The 18861-nt window shown below is 71.7% G+C and carries 17 protein-coding genes; 8 read left to right on the plus strand and 9 right to left on the minus strand.

Annotated features, from left to right (window positions below; genetic code table 11):
• Positions 1 to 5: 5 nt before the first annotated feature.
• The gene (locus IF11_RS0107685) at positions 6 to 434 is read left to right on the plus strand and encodes a PaaI family thioesterase (protein WP_420894571.1); all 429 of its coding nucleotides are present in this window, start codon (positions 6 to 8) and stop codon (positions 432 to 434) included.
• Here IF11_RS0107685 and IF11_RS0107690 read toward each other — a convergent pair.
• From IF11_RS0107690 to mgt, 3 genes are all read right to left on the minus strand, one after another.
• Positions 431 to 796: a nuclear transport factor 2 family protein gene (locus IF11_RS0107690; RefSeq protein ID WP_030350700.1), complete on the minus strand. Its 366-nt coding sequence runs from the start codon at positions 794 to 796 to the stop codon at positions 431 to 433. The two genes, IF11_RS0107685 and IF11_RS0107690, sit on opposite strands and share 4 nt — an antisense overlap.
• Complete coding sequence (locus tag IF11_RS0107695) at positions 789 to 1337, minus strand: DUF1697 domain-containing protein (protein WP_030350701.1); 549 nt, start codon at positions 1335 to 1337, stop codon at positions 789 to 791. The genes IF11_RS0107690 and IF11_RS0107695 overlap by 8 nt, the downstream gene beginning before the upstream one ends.
• 262 nt (positions 1338 to 1599) lie before the next feature.
• Positions 1600 to 2811 carry a macrolide-inactivating glycosyltransferase gene (mgt, locus tag IF11_RS0107700; RefSeq protein ID WP_030350702.1) on the minus strand — a complete coding sequence of 404 codons (1212 nt, stop codon included), beginning with the start codon at positions 2809 to 2811 and terminating at the stop codon, positions 1600 to 1602.
• Positions 2812 to 2936: 125 nt separating this feature from the next.
• On the opposite strand from mgt, the gene IF11_RS0107705 reads away from it, so the two are divergent.
• Positions 2937 to 3809 carry a phosphotransferase enzyme family protein gene (locus IF11_RS0107705; protein WP_030350703.1) on the plus strand — a complete coding sequence of 291 codons (873 nt, stop codon included), beginning with the start codon at positions 2937 to 2939 and terminating at the stop codon, positions 3807 to 3809.
• A 33-nt stretch (positions 3810 to 3842) separates the two neighbouring features.
• On the opposite strand, the gene IF11_RS0107710 is transcribed toward IF11_RS0107705, so the two are convergent.
• Entirely contained in the window at positions 3843 to 4097 is a 255-nt protein-coding gene (locus IF11_RS0107710; RefSeq protein ID WP_338119988.1) for a cupin domain-containing protein, read from the minus strand.
• Here IF11_RS0107710 and IF11_RS0107715 point away from each other — a divergent pair.
• Positions 4075 to 4698 (plus strand): methyltransferase, encoded by a 624-nt coding sequence (locus IF11_RS0107715; protein WP_338119989.1) that lies wholly within the window; start codon positions 4075 to 4077, stop codon positions 4696 to 4698. The two genes, IF11_RS0107710 and IF11_RS0107715, sit on opposite strands and share 23 nt — an antisense overlap.
• 37 nt (positions 4699 to 4735) lie before the next feature.
• Here the strand turns inward: IF11_RS0107715 and IF11_RS0107720 are convergent, their stop codons facing one another.
• On the minus strand, positions 4736 to 5446 hold the full coding sequence (locus IF11_RS0107720; protein WP_030350706.1) for a 3'-5' exonuclease: 711 nt from the start codon (positions 5444 to 5446) through the stop codon (positions 4736 to 4738).
• 123 nt (positions 5447 to 5569) lie between these two features.
• Complete coding sequence (locus IF11_RS0107725) at positions 5570 to 6802, minus strand: SAV2148 family HEPN domain-containing protein (RefSeq protein ID WP_030350707.1); 1233 nt, start codon at positions 6800 to 6802, stop codon at positions 5570 to 5572.
• Between the two features lie 430 nt (positions 6803 to 7232).
• Between IF11_RS0107725 and glgX the strand changes: the two genes are divergently transcribed.
• From glgX to IF11_RS0107750, 4 genes are all read left to right on the plus strand, one after another.
• A complete protein-coding gene (glgX, locus tag IF11_RS0107735) occupies positions 7233 to 9353 on the plus strand; it encodes a glycogen debranching protein GlgX (protein ID WP_030350708.1) in 2121 nt (706 codons plus the stop codon).
• 73 nt (positions 9354 to 9426) lie between these two features.
• A complete protein-coding gene (locus IF11_RS0107740) occupies positions 9427 to 10251 on the plus strand; it encodes a GNAT family N-acetyltransferase (protein ID WP_030350709.1) in 825 nt (274 codons plus the stop codon).
• Positions 10252 to 10322: 71 nt separating this feature from the next.
• The gene (gene treY, locus IF11_RS0107745) at positions 10323 to 12677 is read left to right on the plus strand and encodes a malto-oligosyltrehalose synthase (RefSeq protein WP_030350710.1); all 2355 of its coding nucleotides are present in this window, start codon (positions 10323 to 10325) and stop codon (positions 12675 to 12677) included.
• A 182-nt stretch (positions 12678 to 12859) separates the two neighbouring features.
• The gene (locus IF11_RS0107750) at positions 12860 to 13933 is read left to right on the plus strand and encodes a lytic polysaccharide monooxygenase (RefSeq protein ID WP_106979120.1); all 1074 of its coding nucleotides are present in this window, start codon (positions 12860 to 12862) and stop codon (positions 13931 to 13933) included.
• A gap of 121 nt (positions 13934 to 14054) precedes the next feature.
• Here the strand turns inward: IF11_RS0107750 and IF11_RS0107755 are convergent, their stop codons facing one another.
• Positions 14055 to 14603: an FHA domain-containing protein gene (locus IF11_RS0107755; protein WP_030350712.1), complete on the minus strand. Its 549-nt coding sequence runs from the start codon at positions 14601 to 14603 to the stop codon at positions 14055 to 14057.
• 193 nt (positions 14604 to 14796) lie between these two features.
• Between IF11_RS0107755 and treZ the strand changes: the two genes are divergently transcribed.
• The gene (gene treZ / locus IF11_RS0107760; protein ID WP_063759143.1) at positions 14797 to 16587 is read left to right on the plus strand and encodes a malto-oligosyltrehalose trehalohydrolase; all 1791 of its coding nucleotides are present in this window, start codon (positions 14797 to 14799) and stop codon (positions 16585 to 16587) included.
• An 82-nt stretch (positions 16588 to 16669) separates the two neighbouring features.
• Here treZ and IF11_RS0107765 read toward each other — a convergent pair whose 3' ends face one another.
• Together IF11_RS0107765 and IF11_RS0107770 are read right to left on the minus strand one after the other, a co-directional pair.
• Positions 16670 to 17590, minus strand: coding sequence for a zinc-binding dehydrogenase (locus IF11_RS0107765; RefSeq protein ID WP_030350714.1), 921 nt, complete (start codon positions 17588 to 17590; stop codon positions 16670 to 16672).
• A gap of 103 nt (positions 17591 to 17693) precedes the next feature.
• Positions 17694 to 18824, minus strand: coding sequence for an aminopeptidase P family protein (locus IF11_RS0107770; protein ID WP_030350715.1), 1131 nt, complete (start codon positions 18822 to 18824; stop codon positions 17694 to 17696).
• Positions 18825 to 18861: the final 37 nt, after the last annotated feature.

The following is an 18861-nucleotide window of genomic DNA, read 5'->3' on the forward strand; positions in this document are numbered from 1 at the left end:
GGCTCATGGGCCACCTCGGTGCACGGCTGGCGCACATCGCACCAGGACGTGTGCACATCGTCCTCCCGGGACGTCCCGAAGTCACCCAGCAGCACGGCTACTTCCACGCGGGCGCCACCAGCGCCATCGCGGACAGCGCCGGCGGCTACGCGGCCTTCACCCTGTTTCCCGAGAACACCTCGGTGCTCACGGTGGAGTACAAGATCAATCTCCTCGCGCCTGCCGAAGGTGACCACATCGAGGCGGTGGGAACGGTCGTGAGGTCCGGACGGACGCTGACCGTTTGCCAGTTGGAGGTGTTCGGCGTCGAGGACGTGCGACGGACGCTCGTGGCGACCGGCCAGCAGACGCTGATCCGCGTGAACGGGAACGGGAACGGGAACGGGGACAGGGACGGGGACAGGGACAGGGACAGGGACAGGGACAGGGTCTAATCGAACAGCGTGCCCTGGTGGAAGAAGAGCAGCCAGCGGCCATCGGTCAGCCGCCACAGTGAACTGCGGTGGGCCCGGCGGCCGTTGGAGTCGCTGTCGTACGTCAGCTGCACCACATCGGGGGCGAGCCGCACGCCCCGCATCTTGGAGGTGGTGATCGGCGGGGGCGCCGAGGCCCCGCCCTGCTCCGTGAGCATCGCGATGACCGAGGCGCGGTCCCACTCCCGGCCGGAGGAGCCGAACTCCCTGAAATCCGGGTGGAGAAGCTCCGCGAGAAGGGCCGGCGAGGACCGTACCGCCCGGTCGAGCAGCCGCAGTTCGGCCCGGATGGCGGCGGAGATCGCGGACGTTCGGTCAGTCACGGGTGAGCTCCACCAGTTTGAGTACGGTGTTCCAGTTGCGGGTGGTGGCGGTGACGCCCTTGAACAGGGCGGGCCTGGCCAGCGCTCCGGCGAGCTTGGAGCGGCCGAGGCCGTCCGGCGCGTACAGATACAGCGCGCGGTCGCCCAGCCGGAATTCCTCGGGGAGATACGCGGCCGGGTCGAGCGACGCGAGCCGCTCGGGGCCCACCGGCTCGGAGAAATACGTGAGATGGAGCTGCTTGCCCGCCAGCGTGTGTGCCGGGAAGGGGCAGGCCTCGGTGACCGCCCGCAGATACGGGGCGCCGCGCACCAGGCAGTCGACGGTGAACCCGAAGCGCTGCTCGATGGCGCGCTCCAGAGCGGCGCCGAGGGCGCTCTCGTCGTCCGATTCGCTGGTGAAGACGGCGTTGCCGCTCTGGAGGTAGGTACGGACATCGCCGTGGCCCAGCTCCGAGAGCAGCTCACGGAGGTCTGCCATCGGGACTCGTCTGTGGCCGCTCACATTGATCCCGCGCAGGAGGGCGGCGTACGTCGTGCTCATGAGCACACGATAGGACGGGAGGCCGCGCGCGGGGCTCCCGGCGCGAGCGGATCGCGGCGGGCCAGGCGCGGCAAGGCGGGCGCGGCGCGGCGGGCGCCGCGCTCCGCGAGGGAGAAAGCGACGGCCGCCGGACGCACTGAGCCAGCCGGGTGGGCCGGAGGGGACCCCGCTCCCGGACCGCCGGCGCGCGGGACGATCCGGCTTGAACCCGCCCATGCCCCGCCGCTCAAACCGCACGCGCCGTTCAGACCGCACGCGCCGTTCAGATCGCGCCCGCAGGCAGGGCCTCCTCGATCAGGTCCGCCGCCCGTCGCGTACCGCCCTCCTTCGCCATCTCGCGCCCGATCTCCCCCAGCCGCCTGGCCACTTCGGGGTCCGAGGCCACGGCGAGGACCGCCGCGCGCAGGGCCTCGGGGGTGGCCGCCTCCGTGTCGAGACGGCGGGCCACACCCAGCGCGACCAGCATGTCCGCGTTGCCGAACTGGTCGACGGCCTGCGGGACCGCGACCATCGGCGTGCCCGTCGCCAGGCCCTCCTGGCTGCCGCCGGCGCCCGCGTGCGTGATGAACGCGTCGGCCTGCTTGAGGACGGCCAGTTGCGGCACCCAGCGGTGCACCTCCACATTGGCCGGTACGTCGCCCAACTCGGCCTCGTCGACGTTCGCGCCGATCTGCAGGACGACATACCAGCCCGGCAGATCCCCGAACGCCTCGACACAGGCCCGGTAGAAGGCGGGCTGCTTGGTGAAGGCCGAACCGAGCGAGACGAGCAGCACCCGCTCCGCCCCGGCGGGCCGCCGCCACTCCCCCTGCTCGGCGCGGTCCCCCTGACAGGCACCGACGAAGGTGAACACGGACTCGTCCACCGCCTCCGCGTTGTACTGGAGCGCCCTGGGGATCAGTACGAGGGAACGGGCGGGCCTGGCGACCAGCCGGTCCGGGTCGGTGTGGTCCATGTGGTGCTCGTCCAGCCACTCCTGGAACCGCGCGCGGTACGCCCTGCCGCGTTCGGAGGCGTCGAGCTCGGCGAGCATCGGCTCGGCGACGTCCTTCTCGTACCCCTCCCAGGCGACCATGTGCGTCGAGAACTGGAGATACGGAACGCCCCAGCGGTGCGCGAGCACGGGCGCCGGATAGGAGATGGTGTCACCGAGGACCAGCTCGGGGCGGTCGCCCTCGAACGCCTCGGCCAGCTGAGGCAGCGCCTGGACGGCGTCATCGAGGAACGGCTCCAGATTGTCGATCAGCTCCGTGCCCCAGGCTTCGGGATCGTCGTCGGGGCCGGGCAGTACGGAGGTGTAGATCACCGGTTCCGCGCCGGTGGCCGCGACCTTCGCGGCGAAGGAGGCGGGGATCGCGTAACTGACGCGGTGCCCCCGGGCGACCAGTTCCCGGATGACCTCCAGGCTCGGGTTCACATGCCCGTGGGCGGCGATGGAGAACATGGCGATATGGGCACGCTTCGACGCTGTCATGGGCCGACCGTAGGCGAGACGAGACGTCTCGTGCAACTCAATTGAGCCCCAGGAACAGGCCCGCGTTCCCGAATGCGAGACTTTGCCGGACGGGTGCGATCACCGGAAGCAAGAGAGAGTCATCGATGGACGAGGCGCGGGCGCGGGAGATCCTGGCCGCGACGGGGCTGCCGCGCGACGCGGAGCTGCTGGCCCTGGGGGAGAACGCGGTATTCGGTACGGCCGGACTGGTCGTCAAGGTCGGCCGGGACGCGACGGACCACCCCGAACTGCTGGAGCGGGCGCGGCGCGAGGTCTCCCTCGCGTCCTGGCTCGCGGAGTGCGGGATTCCGGCCGTACGGGCGGCCGAGCCGGAGGCCCGGTCGGTGGACGGTCATCCGGTGACGCTCTGGCACCGGTTGCCGGCCGCCGTACGGCCCGCCGGGCCCGGCGATCTGGCGTCCCTGCTGCGGCTGGTGCACGCCCTGCCCGCCCCGGACCCATCGCTGCTCACGCTCCCCCGCCGGGAGCTGCTCGGTGGTGTCGAGCGCTGGCTGCGGATCGCCGGGGACGCGATCGACCCGGCCGACGCCGACTATCTGCGCGGCCGCCGCGACGGCTTCGCCGAGGCCGCGGCCACGCTCGTCCCCCGGCTGCCGATGGGCCCGGTCCACGGCGACGCGCTGCCGCGCAATGTCCATGTCGGCCCGGACGGCCCCGTCCTGGTCGATCTGGAGACCTTCTCCTCGGACCTGCGGGAACACGATCTGGTGGTCATGGCGCTCTCCCGCGACCGGTACGGTCTGCCCGCCGAGGCGTATGACACCTTCACGGCGGTCTACGGCTGGGACGTACGCGAATGGCCGGGCTGCCCGGTCCTGCGCGGCGCCCGCGAGACGGCCAGCTGCGCCTGGGTGGCCCAGCACGCCCCGGCCAACCCCAAGGCCCTCGACGAGTTCCGCCGCCGGGTCGCCTCGCTGCGCGACGACGATCCCGAGGTCCGCTGGTATCCGTTCTGACCGGCCCGGCACGCGACCGTTCCCGGGGCCGCTTCAGGGCTGGAGATGGGTGCGCTGTCCTTCTTGGTCCAGGATGCAGATGATCTCCGCCGGACCGTCGTGGGCCCCGAAGGCATGGGGAATCATGGTGGAGAACTCCGCTGCCTCACCGGCCTCCACCAGGACGGTCCGCTCCCCCAGCAGCAGTTCGACCGTTCCCGACAGGACGGTGAACCAGTCCCGGCCGGGATGGACCCCCAACGCGTCGGTGCCGCGGGGCGCCGGCTTGGCGAGACGGATCCTGGCCACGGTCACACCGTGCGGCCCGGCCTCCCGGCTCAGCAGCCAGGTGGTCCTCCCCCGCGCCACACGCAGCCTGGACGCGGAGTGGCCGGCCCTCGACACCGTCGACCTGGTGTGGGCGTCCGCGTCGCTCCACCACATGGCGGACCCCGATCGCGCCCTCGCCCAGGTCTCCGCCGCGCTCCGCCCCGGCGGGCTCCTGGCCGTGGCCGAGATGGACTCCTTCCCGCGCTTCCTCCCCGACGACCTCGGCCTCGGCCGCCCGGGACTCGAAGCGCGCTGCCATGCCGCTCTGGGCGAGGAACACGCCGTGCGGGTACCGCATCTGGGCTCCGACTGGGGCGCGCGGCTGACCGGGGCCGGCTTCACCATCGAGGCCGAGCGGGTCTTCGCCATCGAGCTGACGCCCCCGCTGCCCGCCTCGGCCGCCCGCTACGCGCAGGTATCCCTGCGACGCCTGCGGACCGGAATGGCGAGCCGGCTGGACGCCGACGATCTGGCCACGCTCGACACGCTCCTCGACGGCGAAGGACCGGACAGCCTGTCGCGCCGCGACGACCTCACCGTCCGCCACACGCGCACCATATGGGCGGCCCGGCGGCCCTGAACGAGCAAGTCCGAAGTCCCGTCAACCTCACACGGCATCAGCGGGCCGAGGGCTCGGCCGCCGGCTCGCGCAGCGGCCAGATCCCGTCGATCACCGCGTCCTCGTTGCCCTTCTTCCGCAGGAACTTCTGGAAGTCGGCCGCCCACTCGGCGTACCAGCCGATCTGACGCTCATGCAGCAGCGCCGGGGTCAGCCCGGCCACCGAGGCATGCCGCTCCGCTATCGCCGTGGCCACCCGGACGGCCGCCAGCGCGTCCGCGCCCGCTTCGTGCGCGGCGTCGAGCACCACGCCGTACTCCGCGCAGACCGCCTCCAGCGTGCGCTTGCCACGGCGGTAGCGGTCCACGGCGCGGTCGATCGTATACGGGTCGATCACCGGCCCGACCGGCCCCAGCGGCGGCAGTCCGTACCGGCGCAACTCGGCGGAGAGCAGCGTCAGATCGAATGGCGCGTTGTACGCCACGACGGGCACCCCGCGCGTCCAGTACCCGCCGAGGACCCCGGCGATCTCCGCCGCCACCTCGGGCGCCGGGCGGCCGTCCGCCGCGGCCCGTTCACTGCTGATGCCATGCACGGCGGACGCCTGGGCGGGGATCCGGATGCCCGGGTCGGCCAGCCAGCTCCGCTGCCGTATCACCTCACCGCCCCGCACCTCGACCACCGCGGCCGTCACGATCCGCGCCTCCAGCGGCTCCGTGCCCGTGGTCTCCAGATCGAAACCGACCAGTGATTCCCCATGCCAAGTCATCGTGGCCCTCCCTCATGGTGCGGTGGTGCTTCCCCCGTTGGACATTCACCCTGCCACGCACCACTGACAGTGCCCCGGCGCGGGCTCCGTTCCCGGCCCCCGCTCGTGGCTCGAACCGCCGGCTCAGGAGACCGGCCTGGAGTCGGTCCAGACCGACTCGAACTCCTCGCGGTAGGTCTGGAAGAGACCGTGCTCGGAGTCCTGCCCCGTGCGCACCACCTCACGCCCGCCGCCCCGCAGCACCAGCACCGGCGCCTCCATCCCCCGGGCCCGGCGCAGATAGGACTGGACGACAGCCAGCCCGTCGGGGCCGTCCCCGTCGACGAGATACGCGGTGAAGCGCGGGGTCTCGTCGAAGACATGGATCTCGAAGGCGCCCGGATCGCGCAGTTTGGAGCGCACCCGGCGCATATGAAGGATGTTCATCTCCACCGACCGGCTCAGCTCGCCCTTCTTGAGCCCCAGCTCGCGCTCCCTGCGCTTGACCGCGCTGCTCGCCGGGTTGAGGAAGACCAGCCGTATCCGGCAGCCCGATTCGGCGAGCCGGATCAGCCGCCGTCCCGAGAAGTTCTGTACGAGCAGGTTCAGCCCGATCCCGATGGCGTCGACACGCCGGGCGCCGCCGAAGAGATCCTCGGCCGGGATCTGCCGTTGCAGCCTCACCCGGTCGGAGTGGACGGAGACCACGTCCGCGTACCGGTCGCCGACCAGATCCTCCACCGCGTCGACCCGGAGCCGCGCCGCCGAGGGCACCCCGCTGCCGCCGCCCAGGATCTCCAGGAGCCGGGCCGAGGCCCGCTCCGCCTGGGCGAGGACCGTCTCGGAGAGCGCGCGATTCCGGGAGACCACATTGCGCGCGACCTCCAGTTCGTCCAGCGCCAGTTCCACATCCCGGCGGTCGTCGAAGTACGGCTCGAAGCAGGGCCAGTGCTGAACCATCAGCTCCCGCAGTTGCGGGAGGGTGAGAAAGCTCAGGACGTTGTCGTCGGCCGGGTCGAGCAGATACCCCTTGCGCCGCGACACCTCCCGTACGGCGACGGCGCGCTGCACCCACTCCTGTCCGGCGGGTCCCGCGGCGGCGACCACCCATTCCTCGCCGTGCACGGGCTCGTAGATGGGCCGCAAAACCGCGGCGACCACGGCGCGCAGCCGCTGTTCCACGAGATTCAGCCAGATATAGGCGCGTCCGGCCCGCTGCGCGCGCGTACGCACTTCACTCCAGGCGTCCGCGCCCCACTCCAGTTCCGCCCCGATCTCCATCGGTCGCGCGAGGGAGACCGCTCCGGGCGGGATGTCGCCGGATTCCCCCGTATGACCTGCGTCACCAGGGGGCAACTCCAGCCCTCCCGAGCTCACCCGCGCACCGCCTTCTCTCCCCTTCAACGATCAAGGAAGGGTACTCCGCATCCCGGAGGCGGTGCAGCAGGATGCACAGGCTCCTTTCCCAACTCCCTTATTCGTGAGGCTTGTTCCTGGCGCCGAGATCAGCCGGAGTGAGGTGATTCATAGCGGTTGGACCTGGTCCGTCCCCGGGTCCGCCGGGACGCCAGGAGACGCGCGGGACAGCCGGGGCCGTCGCCGCGATCCCGGCGACGGCCCGTCACGCGAGGTTGACGCCGGGCCCTCTCCCTGCCGCCGCCACGGCGCCTCCCCGCCGCCGCCCCGGCCGAGAACCGGCAAGAAGAGGCAAGAACCCATCGGGTTCCTAGGTGGTTGCCCTTCTTTCGGGGAAGATCTGGCTCAAGAGCCCCGCAGCACCCGGATCAGAAATGGAAGAGTCTTATCTATGCAGGTCTGGCCGGGACAGACGTATCCCCTCGGCGCCACGTACGACGGCGCCGGTACCAACTTCGCGGTCTACTCAGAGGCCGCCAACCGAATCGAGTTGTGCCTGCTGCACGACGACGGTTCAGAAACGGCGGTGGAGCTGCGCGAGACGGACGCCTTCGTACGGCACGCCTATCTGCCGGGCATCATGCCCGGTCAGCGCTATGGCTTCCGGGTCCATGGCCCCTATGAGCCGGAGCGCGGACACCGCTGCAACTCCGCCAAGCTGCTTCTCGATCCGTACGCGCGTGCGATCAGCGGCAGTATCGACTGGGGCGAGTCGGTGTACGGCTATCACTTCGGCAAGCCGGACTCGCGCAATGACATGGACTCGGCCCCCCACACGATGTCCTCCGTCGTCGTCAATCCCTACTTCGACTGGGGCGACGACCGGCTGCCCCGTACGGACTATCACCGCACGGTGCTCTACGAGGCCCATGTGAAGGGCCTGACCATGCTCCATCCGGAGCTGCCCGAGGAGCTGCGCGGCACGTACGCCGGACTCGCCCATCCGGCGGTGATCGAGCACCTGACGGAGCTGGGCGTGACCGCGCTGGAGCTGATGCCGGTGCATCAGTTCGTCAACGACCACCGGCTGGTCGACGCCGGCCTCGGCAACTACTGGGGCTACAACACCATCGGCTTCTTCGCCCCGCACAACGCGTACGCGTCCTGGGGCGACCGGGGCGAACAGGTCCTGGAGTTCAAACAGGCCGTACGGGCGCTGCACCGCGCCGGGATCGAGGTCATCCTCGACGTGGTCTACAACCACACGGCGGAGGGCAACCACCTCGGCCCTACGCTCTCCTTCCGCGGTCTCGACAACGCGCAGTACTACCGGCTCGCCGACAATCCCCGCTACTACACGGACACCACGGGGACCGGTAACTCCCTGCTGATGCGCAGCCCGCACGTACTCCAGCTGATCATGGACTCGCTGCGGTACTGGGTGACCGAGATGCATGTCGACGGCTTCCGCTTCGACCTCGCGGCGACGCTGGCCCGTCAGTTCCACGAGGTGGACCGGCTGTCGTCGTTCTTCGACCTCGTCCAGCAGGACCCGGTGGTCAGCCAGGTGAAGCTGATCGCCGAGCCGTGGGACGTGGGCGAGGGCGGCTACCAGGTGGGGAACTTCCCGCCGCTGTGGACGGAGTGGAACGGCAAGTACCGCGACACCGTACGGGACCTGTGGCGGGGTGAGCCCAGGACCCTGGCGGAGTTCGCGTCCCGGCTGACCGGCTCGTCCGATCTCTACCAGGACGACGGGCGCCGCCCGCTCGCCTCCATCAACTTCACCACCTGTCATGACGGCTTCACACTGCACGATCTCGTCTCGTACAACGAGAAGCACAACGAGGCCAACGGCGAGTCCAACCGGGACGGCGAGAGCCACAACCGGTCCTGGAACTGCGGGGTGGAGGGCGACACCGACGACCCCGAGGTCCTGGAGCTGCGCAACCGCCAGATGCGGAACTTCATCGCGACGCTGATGCTCTCGCAGGGCGTCCCGATGCTCAGTCACGGCGACGAGTTCGCCCGTACGCAGGGCGGCAACAACAACGCGTACTGCCAGGACAACGAGGTCTCCTGGGTCCGCTGGCCGGAGAAGGGCGCGGAGACCGACACCACCATGCTGGCGTTCACCCAGGCGATGGTGTGGCTGCGGCGCGACCATCCGGTCTTCCGGCGCCGGCGCTTCTTCCACGGGCGCCCGGTGGAGGGCACGCACGACGATCTGTCGGACATCTCGTGGTTCACGCCGGAGGGCGAGGAGATGACCCAGCAGGACTGGCAGGCCGCGCATGCCAAGGCCATGACGGTCTTTCTGAACGGTGGCGCGATCTCCGAGCCGGGGCCGCGCGGCGAGCGGATCTCGGACGACTCGTTCCTGCTGATGTTCAACGCGAGCGCCGAGAAGCTGGAATTCGTGGTGCCGGTGAACCACGGCGAGCAGTGGCAGATCATGGTGGACACGGCCCGGCCGGAGGGAGTGACTCCGGGGCAGGGCGAGAAGGTCGACGGGGGCGAGCGGATCACCATGATCGGCCGCAGTATGACGGTGCTGATGCGTCTGGAATAGCTCGATGCGTGAGCGCGGCCCCCACGCGCGGAATCCGGTTGCCGCGCCGCCCCGCTGGTGTTCAACTCGCCGGATGGATCACGATGGGGTACTCAGAGAGTTCGACCGGCAGATGCGGGAGGGCGCGCGCGCCGACGGCCTCCCCGGCGTCCGCGTCGAGCGGGCGGGCGCTGTCGTACGCGCGGGCGGCTCCGAGCACGACTGGCACGGTGTCCTCTGGTCGGCCCCGGACCTGAACGAGGACGCGGCCGACGCGGCGATCGCCACGCAGATCGCCCACTTCCGCTCGCTCGGGCGCGAGTTCGAGTGGAAGCTGTACGGCCACGACCGACCCGTCGATCTCGCGGCGCGCCTGCTGGCGGCCGGTTTCAGCGCCGAGCCGACGGAGGCACTGATGGTGGCGGAGACCGAGGCGCTGACCGCCGACGTCGAGCTGCCCGAGGGGCTACGGCTGCTCCCGGTGACCGACGCGGCGGGCGTGGAGCTGATGGCGCGGGCCCAGGAGCGTGCGTTCGGCGCGGACCGCACGGATCTGAGCGCGCGGCTGAAGGTCCAGCTGGCCGAGGCCCCCGACAGGGTCTCGGCGGTCGTCGCGATGGCGGGCGACACGCCGGTGAGCGCGGCCCGGATGGAGCTGCCGCCGGGCACCGAGTTCGCCGGGCTGTGGGGCGGCGGCACGGTCGAGGAGTGGCGCGGCAAGGGGCTCTACCGGGCGCTGGTCGCGTATCGCGCCCGGATCGCCGCCGCCCGTGGTTACCGCTATCTCCAGGTCGACGCGACGGACATGAGCCGCCCGGTCCTTCAGCGCCTCGGGTTCACGGTGCTCAGCACGACCACACCGTTCACGTACCGGCCGCAGGCCCCCGGCTCATCCGGCTCACCCGGCGCCCGCGGGTGACCTCGTATGACACGGGTCTCGTACGGATCCCGGATGACACAGATACCGAGAAGCGGGGTACGTACGACCGTATGACTCCCACCGCGACCTATCGGCTCCAGCTCCAGCCGGACTTCCCGTTCTCGGCCGCCGCCAAGGCCGTCCCGTATCTCGCCGCGCTCGGGGTCTCGCATCTGCATCTGTCGCCGGTCCTGGAGGCCGTACCGGGCTCGACGCACGGCTATGACGTGGTCGACCACTCCACCGTACGGGCCGAGCTGGGCGGCGAGGAGGGGCTGCGGCGGCTGGCCGGCCGGGCCCGTGAGCACGGCCTCGGGATCGTCCTCGACATCGTGCCCAACCACATGGCCGCCGAGCCCCGGCACAATAAGGCGCTCTGGGAGGTGCTGCGCGAGGGCCGGAACTCCCCGTACGCCCGCTGGTTCGACATCGACTGGGCCGCGGGCGACGGCAAGCTGCTGCTGCCGGTGCTGGCCGGGCCGATCGGCGAGGAGCTGGACGCCGGCGGGCTGAGCGTCGAGGACGGGGTGCTCCACCACGGCGACCAGCGCTTCCCGCTCGCTCCCGGCAGCGAACACCTGGGGCTGCCCGAGCTGCTCGACGCCCAGCACTACCGGCTCGCCTGGTGGCGGCTGGCCCGTACCGAGCTCAACTACCGCCGCTTCTTCACCATCTCCGAGCTGATCGGCCTCCGGGTGGAGGACCCGGAGGTGTTCGCCGCCACCCACGCCAAGATCATCGAACTGGTACGGGACGGCGTCGTCCAGGGGCTGCGTATCGACCACCCGGACGGTCTCGCCGACCCGGAGGAGTATCTGCGCCGGCTGCACGAGGCGACGGCCGGGCAGTGCTGGACGGTCGTGGAGAAGATCCTCGCCGACGACGAGGTGCTGCCCGCGGGCTGGCCGGTCGCCGGCACCACCGGCTATGACGCGCTGCGCCATATCGACGGCGTGTTCACGGACCCGGTGGGCGCCGAGGCGCTGGAGATGCGCTACCGCGATGTCGCCGCGCCCGTCGGGGACCGGGGCGGCTACTGGGAGGGGACGGTGCGCCGGGCCGCGTACAAGGTCGTCTTCCATGAACTGGCCGCCGAGATCTCCACCCTGGTCCGTACGGCGCAGCGCGTCTGCGCCGCCGACCCCGCGCTGCGCGACCACGCGCCCTGGGCGCTGCGCGCCGCGATCCGCGAGCTGCTGGTACGGGTCCCCGTCTACCGCCCCTACACGACGGCGGGCGGACCCTGCCCCGAGGCGGCCGAGGCGGCGGTCTCGGCGGAGTCGGCACGGCAGGCGAAGACGGTCTTCCCGGTGGAGCGGGAGGCGACGGCCGTGGACGTGGTGCGGGAGCTGGCCCTCGGCAGGCTCGGTACGGGCCCGGACCATACGGCCTTCTGCGCGCGCTTCGCCCAGACCGCGTCCGCGCTGCGCGCCAAGTCGGTGGAGGACACGGCGTTCTACCGCTATGTGCCGCTGATCTCCGCGAACGAGGTGGGCGGCGATCCGGGCAGTCCCGCGGTGAGCCCCGAGCGGTTCCACGCGTACTGCGCCCGGCTGGCGCGCGACTGGCCGGCCACCGGCACCGTACTGACCACGCACGACACCAAGCGCAGCGCGGACGTCCGGGCGGGGATCGCCGTCCTGTCCGAGTGCCCCGAGCGCTGGGACGAGCTGCTGGAGGAGCTGGCGGGGGCCGTCCCGATGCCCGCGCCGGATCCGCAGGTGGCCTGGCAGGCATGGCAGACGGCGGTGGGCTTCACCCCGGCCGCCGAGGGCATCCTCCCGGAGGGCTCGCGGATGGTGCCCGCGCTGCTGAAGTCCGTACGGGAAGCCGGGCTGCACACGAGCTGGACGGAGGCGGAGCCGCTGTACGAGCAGGCGGTGGCAGCGTTCGTGGAGGCCGGTCCCGCCGGTCCCGCGCGGCGTACGGTCGCGGCGCTCAGCAGCGCGCTGGCGCCGTACGCGCGGGCCAGTGCGCTGGGCGCGGCGCTGGTGCAGCTGACCATGCCGGGGGTGCCCGATCTCTATCAGGGCACGGAGCGCGCGTACTTCGCGCTGGTGGACCCGGACAACAGGCGGCCGTTCAGGACCGGGCCGCCGGACGACAAGACGGTGATCACGACGGCGGCGCTCCGGCTGCGCGGTGAACGGCCCGAGCTCTTCGGCGAGTCGGGTACGTACACCCCGCTGCCCGCGGCCGGTCCCGCCTCCTCGCACTGCCTGGCCTTCGTCAGGTCGGGGCGCGTGATCACGCTAACCACCCGGCTGCCGTACGGACTTGAGCGCTCGGGAGGGTGGCGCTCCACGGAACTGGCGCTGCCGCCCGGCCGCTGGCGGGATGTGCTGACGGGGCGTGAGGTGTCGGGCGCGCCGCGGCTCACGGAGCTGCTCGACCAGTTCCCGGTGGCGCTGCTGACGGCCGACTGACGGGCCGCTGACGGGGCGGCCCCGGCGCGTCCCTTACCGCGTCCTTTACGTACGCGCCCTTACGTACACGTTCTCACGTACACGAAGCGTTTACAGAGTGGGCCGGCCGCGCTACGTTCCGAAATGGGAGCGCTCCCATTCACCCATTCGCTTGTCATGATCACGTCGAAGGGACTCGCGTGATGAAGCACCCCCCACGGCGGCCGCGGTGGCTGTCGCATCCCCGGAGAGCCGTCCTCCTCGCCCTGCTCGCCGTACTCCCCGCCCTGCTGCTGGTCGTCGGCAACAGCGGGACCTCGTCCGCCCATGGCACCCCCATGCAGCCGGCCAGCCGTACGTTCATGTGCTGGAAGGACGGTCTGAGCAGCACGGGTGAGATCAAACCCATCAACCCCGCCTGCAAGGCCGCCGTCGCCGCGGGCGGCACGACCCCGCTCTACAACTGGTTCTCCGTGCTGCGCTCCGACGGCGCGGGCCGGACCCAGGGCTTCATCCCCGACGGGCAGTTGTGCAGCGGTGGCAACACCACGTTCACCGGCTTCGACCTGGCCAGGAACGACTGGCCGCTGACCCATCTGACCTCGGGAGCGTCGCTCGACTTCTCGTACAACGCCTGGGCGGCGCACCCCGGTTGGTTCCGGGTCTATGTCACCAAGGACGGGTTCGACCCCACCAAGACCTTCACCTGGGCCGACCTGGAGTCACAACCCTTCCTGACGGTCGACCACCCGCAGGTCACCGGGCCCGTCGGGACGGTCGAGGGCGCCTACAAGTGGACCGGCAACCTGCCGGGCGGAAAGTCCGGCCGGCACATCATCTACATGGTGTGGGAGCGCTCGGACAGCAAAGAGACCTTCTACAGCTGCTCCGACGTGGTCTTCGACGGCGGCAAGGGAGAGGTGACCGGCGTCGGTGACCCCGGGAACCCGACCGACCCGCCCACCGACCCCACGGCCACCTGCACCGCCACCCGCGCGACCACCGGCACCTGGACGGGCGGCTACCAGGCGGAGGTCACGGTGAAGAACACCGGCGCCCACCCGATCCTCGGCTGGATGGTGGAGTTCACCCTGCCGAGCGGCCAGCGGGTGGACAGCCTCTGGAACGGCAACGCCACCTATGGCGGCCAGGAGGTGATGGTCCATAACGCCGACTGGAACGGCTCGTTGGCGGCCGGGGCCTCCACCACCTTCAGTTACGTGGCCACCGGAGGACCGCCGGACACCGCGTCCGCATCGCCCTGCTCCGTGCACTGACCGCGTCGCTCGGGGCACTGACCCACACGGTTCCGTGCGCTGACCCGCGAACCACCCGGCCCGCCGTTCCCCACCCCCACCCGGAACGGCGGGCCGGGTCCTCTGTCTCACTTCCGTCCGCTCAGTGCGAGGCGAGCCGAAAGCTCATCGTCCCGAAACTCACCAGATCACCGTCCCGCACCTCGGCCGTCGTGGTCACCCGCCGGCCGTTGACGGTCGTGCCATTGGTCGAGCCGAGATCGCGCAGGATCCACCGCCCGCCCCGCATGCTCAGTTCGGCGTGCAGCCGCGAGACCGTGTCATGGCTGAGCCGCAGCCCGTTGACCGGATCGCGGCCGATCCGCAGCGGATACGCGCCGGGATGGGGCAGCAGCAGCTTCGGCAGCCGCTCCGCCTGCCAGGCCCTGCGCAGCCGCTGCGAGAACGCGGATATCCGGCCCACCGTGCCGAACACCCTCCGGGACCAAGGGCCTTCGGATTCCAGATCCGCGGTGAGCAGCTTCAGCTCTTCGGCCCGGCGCGCGGCCAGCGCCAGATCCATCCGGCGCAGGAAGGTGTCGTGCGACAGCTTGCCCTGCGCGGCGCCTTCCCGGAGTACCGCGAGGACACGGTCGCGCTCGGCGTCGGAGAGCCGCGCGGGATACGTGTGGAACTCGAAGGAGGACGTCACAGATGTGATTGTCCTTCCGACGTATGTGAGGTGTCCAGACGGTCAGGGGTTCCCGCCGCTTCCACCGCGCCACCGCGGGTGCCCGCCCCGTTCGCCCGTCGCCGCGCCTCGCGCCGTCTCGCTTGTCACGACGGAATTTGTCACCGTGTGGAGGAGACGAGTGGACAGTGCCGACGACGAGGGGGAACCACCCGTGCGGTTCGAGGTGTGGGCGCCGCAGGCGCAGGACGGGATCGTACTCCAGCTGGCGGACGGCGGGGACGACCGGGACGGCGGGAACGGCGCGGACGGCGCGCGCGCCGGACTGCCCATGGAGCGCGATCCGGAGCGGGCGGGCTGGTGGACCGCCGAGGCGCCCGCCGCCGACGGTACGCGGTACGGCTTCGCGCTCGACGGCGGGCCCGTACTGCCCGATCCGCGCTCCCGCCGCCAGCCGGACGGCCCCGACGGCCCGAGCGCCGTCGTCGACCAGACGGCGTACGCGTGGCACACGCCGTGGCAGGGCCGTGCTCTGCCCGGCGCGGTCCTGTACGAGCTGCACATCGGCACGTTTACCCGCGAGGGCACCTTCGACGCGGCGGCCGAGCAGCTCGCTCCGCTGGCCGAACTGGGGATCACCCACGTCGAGCTGATGCCGGTGTGCCCCTTCCCCGGGACCCACGGGTGGGGGTACGAGGGCGTCTCGCTGTGGGCGGTCCATGAGCCGTACGGCGGCCCCGCGGGGCTCAAGCGCTTTGTGGACGCGGCACACCGGCTGGGCCTGGGCGTGGTGCTCGATGTGGTGCACAACCATCTCGGCCCGGCCGGCAACTATCTGCCGCGCTTCGGCCCGTACTTCACCGACACGCACCACACGCCATGGGGCGCCGCCGTCAATCTGGACGCCCCGGGGTCGGACGAGGTGCGCGCGTATCTGCTGGGCAGTGCCCTCGCCTGGCTGCGGGACTTCCGGCTCGACGGGCTGCGGCTCGACGCCGTGCACGCGCTCGCCGACCAGCGCGCGCTGACCTTCCTCGAAGAGCTGTCGACGGCCGTCGACGCGCTCTCCGCCGAGCTGGGGCGGCCGCTCTTCCTGATCGCCGAGTCCGACCTCGGCGACCCGCGCACCACCACCCCGCGCGCGGCGGGCGGCCTGGGGCTGCACGCCCAGTGGAACGACGATTTCCATCACGCGCTGCACACGGCGCTCACCGGTGAATCCCAGGGCTACTACGCCGACTTCGCGCGCGCGCCGCTCGCCGCGCTGGCCAAGACGCTCACCCGCGTCTTCTTCCACGACGGTACGTATTCGAGCTTCCGGGGCCGGACGCACGGCCGCCCCGTCGACCGTACGAGAACGCCCGCTCACCGCTTCCTCGGCTACGCCCAGACCCATGACCAGATCGGCAACCGCGCGCTGGGCGACCGGCTCTCCGCCACCCTCTCCCCCGGGCTGCTCGCCTGCGCCGCCACACTCGTCCTGACGGGTCCGCACACCCCGATGCTCTTCATGGGCGAGGAGTGGGGCGCGACCACCCCCTGGCAGTTCTTCACCGACCACCCCGACCCGGTGCTCGCCGAGGCCGTACGCACCGGCAGGCGCCGGGAGTTCGCGGCGCACGGCTGGGCGGCGGAGGACATCCCCGACCCGCAGGACCCGGCGACGCGGGAGCGCTCCTGTCTGGACCGCTCCGAGGCCGGGAAGGAGCCGCACGCGCGCCTGCTGGCCTGGTACCGCGAACTGATCGCCCTTCGGCACACCCATCCGGATCTCTCCGATCCGGATCTGGCGGCGGTCCGGGTGGCGTACGACGAGGAGGCACGCTGGCTCGCGTACCGGAGGGGGGATCTGCGGGTCGCGGTGAATCTCTCCGGAGAGCCCGCGGAGATCCCACTCGGCGACGCGGGCCGGGTCCTGGCCTCCTGGCAGCCGACCGAGCCGCTGGGCCCCGACGGCGTGCTGCGCCTGCCGCCGGAGTCGTGCGTGGTCCTGGCGGACGGCTGATCCCGGCTCGGGCGCCGCGAGGCCCACAGCGGGCCCGCGGCGGCGGGCCACGCCAGAACCTCGGGGACCCGCCCCGGGGCCGTCAGGGGCGGGTGACGTCGAGTACGGCCTTTCCCCGGACGCGGCGGCCGAGCAGCGCCTCCGCCGCCTCCGCCGCGCGTTCCCAGGGGCCGCGCCAGCCGATCTGCGGGTCCAGCAGGCCCTGGTCCAGGAGGCCCACCAGATACGCCAGATCGGCCCCGAACGGCGACTCCACGGTGAAGACCTCGATCCGCCGCCGTCCGCCGCGCAGCCGCTCCTCCTCGAAGTCGATGACGGTCGGCCGGCGGGACGCCTTGCCGATGGCCTGGACGGAGCCGCCCGGCTCAACCTGCGAGAAAGCCACGGCGAGTTGGGCGCCGCCCACGCTGTCCAGCGCACCGAAGACGGGTGCCGTGACGTTCTCCGGACCGATGACGACCTCCTCCGCGCCCAGTTCACGCAGCCCTTCGCCACGGGCCGGGCTCCCCACCGAGGCCACGACCCGCGCGCCCGCGAGCGCGGCCAGCTGCACCGCGTAGCGCCCGACGCCACCCGACGCGCCGGTGATCAGCACCCGGCGGCCCACCACGCCCCCGAGGCGCCGCAGCGCCTGGAGCGCGGTGACGCCCGCGACGGGCAGGGCGCTCGCGGCGCCGAGGTCCACCGCGTCCGGCACGACCGCCAGCTCGCCGGTCTCCACCGCACGGAGCGCGGCCCAGGCCCCCGTCCAGCCGAAGGTCACCACGCGCTCCCCCGCCGACGGCCCGGAACCATCGGCGGCGGCCCGTACGACGACGCCCGCCGCGTCCCAGCCGGACACCTGACCGGGGCTCAGCACCCCTTCCCGGTAAGCGATTTCGCCGAAGTTGAACGAGACCGCGTGGACCTCGACCAACGCCTGCGATTCCGCCGGCACCGGATCCGGGGCCTCCCCGATGCGGAAACCCTGGGGTGCCTCGGGGTCGTACAGGAGCGCTCGCATGTCCGTTCCATCCCTTTCGATCGCCGCGCCGATACGCGGTCCCTCTCCCGACAACGCGTGGCGCTCGTGGAGGATGCGCGGGGCAGGGCAAGGCGGGGCAGGACTACTCGACGATCGCCATCTCGTGCGGGGTGTTGTTGAGGCGCCGGCCGCCGTCCTCCGTGACCGTGACGATGTCCTCGATCCGCACCCCGAAGCGCCCCGGCAGATAGACACCGGGCTCGACCGAGAAGCACATGCCCGGCACCAACGGACGCTCCTCGCCCTCGATCATGTACGGCGGCTCATGGGTGGTGACCCCGATGCCATGGCCAGTGCGGTGGATGAAGTACTCGCCGTACCCCGCCCCGGAGATGACCGCGCGGGCCGCCCGGTCGACGTCCTGGCAGGCGGCTCCGGGCCGGACCGCTTCGAACCCGGCCTGCTGTGCCTCGCGTACGAGATCGTGGACGCGCCGCTCCTCGGCGCCGGGCTCGCCGACATGGACGGTACGGGTCGTGTCGGAGCCGTAGCCGTATTTGAGGCCGCCGAAGTCGAGGACGACCATGTCGCCGTGGACGATGACGCGGTCATCGGCCTCGTGGTGCGGATCGGCGCCGTTCGGGCCCGAGCCGACCACGGTGAAGTCCACCTGGGAATGGCCGTGTTCGAGAAGGAGCGCGGCGAGGTCGGCGGCCACGTCCGTCTCCCTGCGTCCGGCGAAGCGGACCTTCAGGATGTCGCCGTACGCGGCGTCGGCCGCCGCGCCCGCCGCCGCGAGCCGGGACAGCTCCCGCGCGTCCTTGACGGCGCGCAGCATCGGCAGCGCTTCGGTGAGCGCCACGTACGAGGTGCCGGGCAACGCCTGTTGCAGCCCGAGCAGATGCATCGCCCAGGCGTTGTCGCTGACGCCGAACCGCCCGGCGGGGTCGAGCAGCGGGGCCGTCACCGCGTACGGATCCTTGCCGTCCGTCCAGTCGCGCAGGGTGAGCGCCGGGGCGCCGGGGGCCCGCGCCGCGTCCGGCGCCTCCAGCGTGGGCACCACGAGCACCGGGTCCTGGCCCGCCGCGACGACGAGCATCGTGAGCCGCTCGGTGTCGGCGGTCGGCCGGTAGCCGGTGAGATACGTCAGATCCGGGCCCGGCGCGATCAGCACACCCGCCAGCCCGGCCTCGGCGGCGGACCCGGCCGCGCGGGCCATCCTGGCGCGGTAGTCGTCAGCGGTGAAAGGCGGGGGCGGGGCGGGGGCGGGCATGGGTGCTCCTTCTCGATCTCGATCTCTCGCGGACCGG

The organism is Streptomyces scopuliridis RB72, from assembly GCF_000718095.1.
In the GTDB taxonomy this organism is placed as follows: domain Bacteria; phylum Actinomycetota; class Actinomycetes; order Streptomycetales; family Streptomycetaceae; genus Streptomyces; species Streptomyces scopuliridis.

What these genes read in the sequence shown, in the direction of transcription:
- IF11_RS0107685 (WP_420894571.1), top strand. Translation starts at nt 6, where the DNA reads ATGGGCCACCTCGGTGCACGGCTGGCGCACATCGCACCAGGACGTGTG.
- IF11_RS0107695 (WP_030350701.1), bottom strand. Translation starts at nt 1,337, where the DNA reads ATGAGCACGACGTACGCCGCCCTCCTGCGCGGGATCAATGTGAGCGGC.
- mgt (WP_030350702.1), bottom strand. Translation starts at nt 2,811, where the DNA reads ATGACAGCGTCGAAGCGTGCCCATATCGCCATGTTCTCCATCGCCGCC.
- IF11_RS0107705 (WP_030350703.1), top strand. Translation starts at nt 2,937, where the DNA reads ATGGACGAGGCGCGGGCGCGGGAGATCCTGGCCGCGACGGGGCTGCCG.
- IF11_RS0107720 (WP_030350706.1), bottom strand. Translation starts at nt 5,446, where the DNA reads ATGACTTGGCATGGGGAATCACTGGTCGGTTTCGATCTGGAGACCACG.
- glgX (WP_030350708.1), top strand. Translation starts at nt 7,233, where the DNA reads ATGCAGGTCTGGCCGGGACAGACGTATCCCCTCGGCGCCACGTACGAC.
- IF11_RS0107740 (WP_030350709.1), top strand. Translation starts at nt 9,427, where the DNA reads ATGGATCACGATGGGGTACTCAGAGAGTTCGACCGGCAGATGCGGGAG.
- treY (WP_030350710.1), top strand. Translation starts at nt 10,323, where the DNA reads ATGACTCCCACCGCGACCTATCGGCTCCAGCTCCAGCCGGACTTCCCG.
- IF11_RS0107750 (WP_106979120.1), top strand. Translation starts at nt 12,860, where the DNA reads ATGAAGCACCCCCCACGGCGGCCGCGGTGGCTGTCGCATCCCCGGAGA.
- IF11_RS0107765 (WP_030350714.1), bottom strand. Translation starts at nt 17,590, where the DNA reads ATGCGAGCGCTCCTGTACGACCCCGAGGCACCCCAGGGTTTCCGCATC.
- IF11_RS0107770 (WP_030350715.1), bottom strand. Translation starts at nt 18,824, where the DNA reads ATGCCCGCCCCCGCCCCGCCCCCGCCTTTCACCGCTGACGACTACCGC.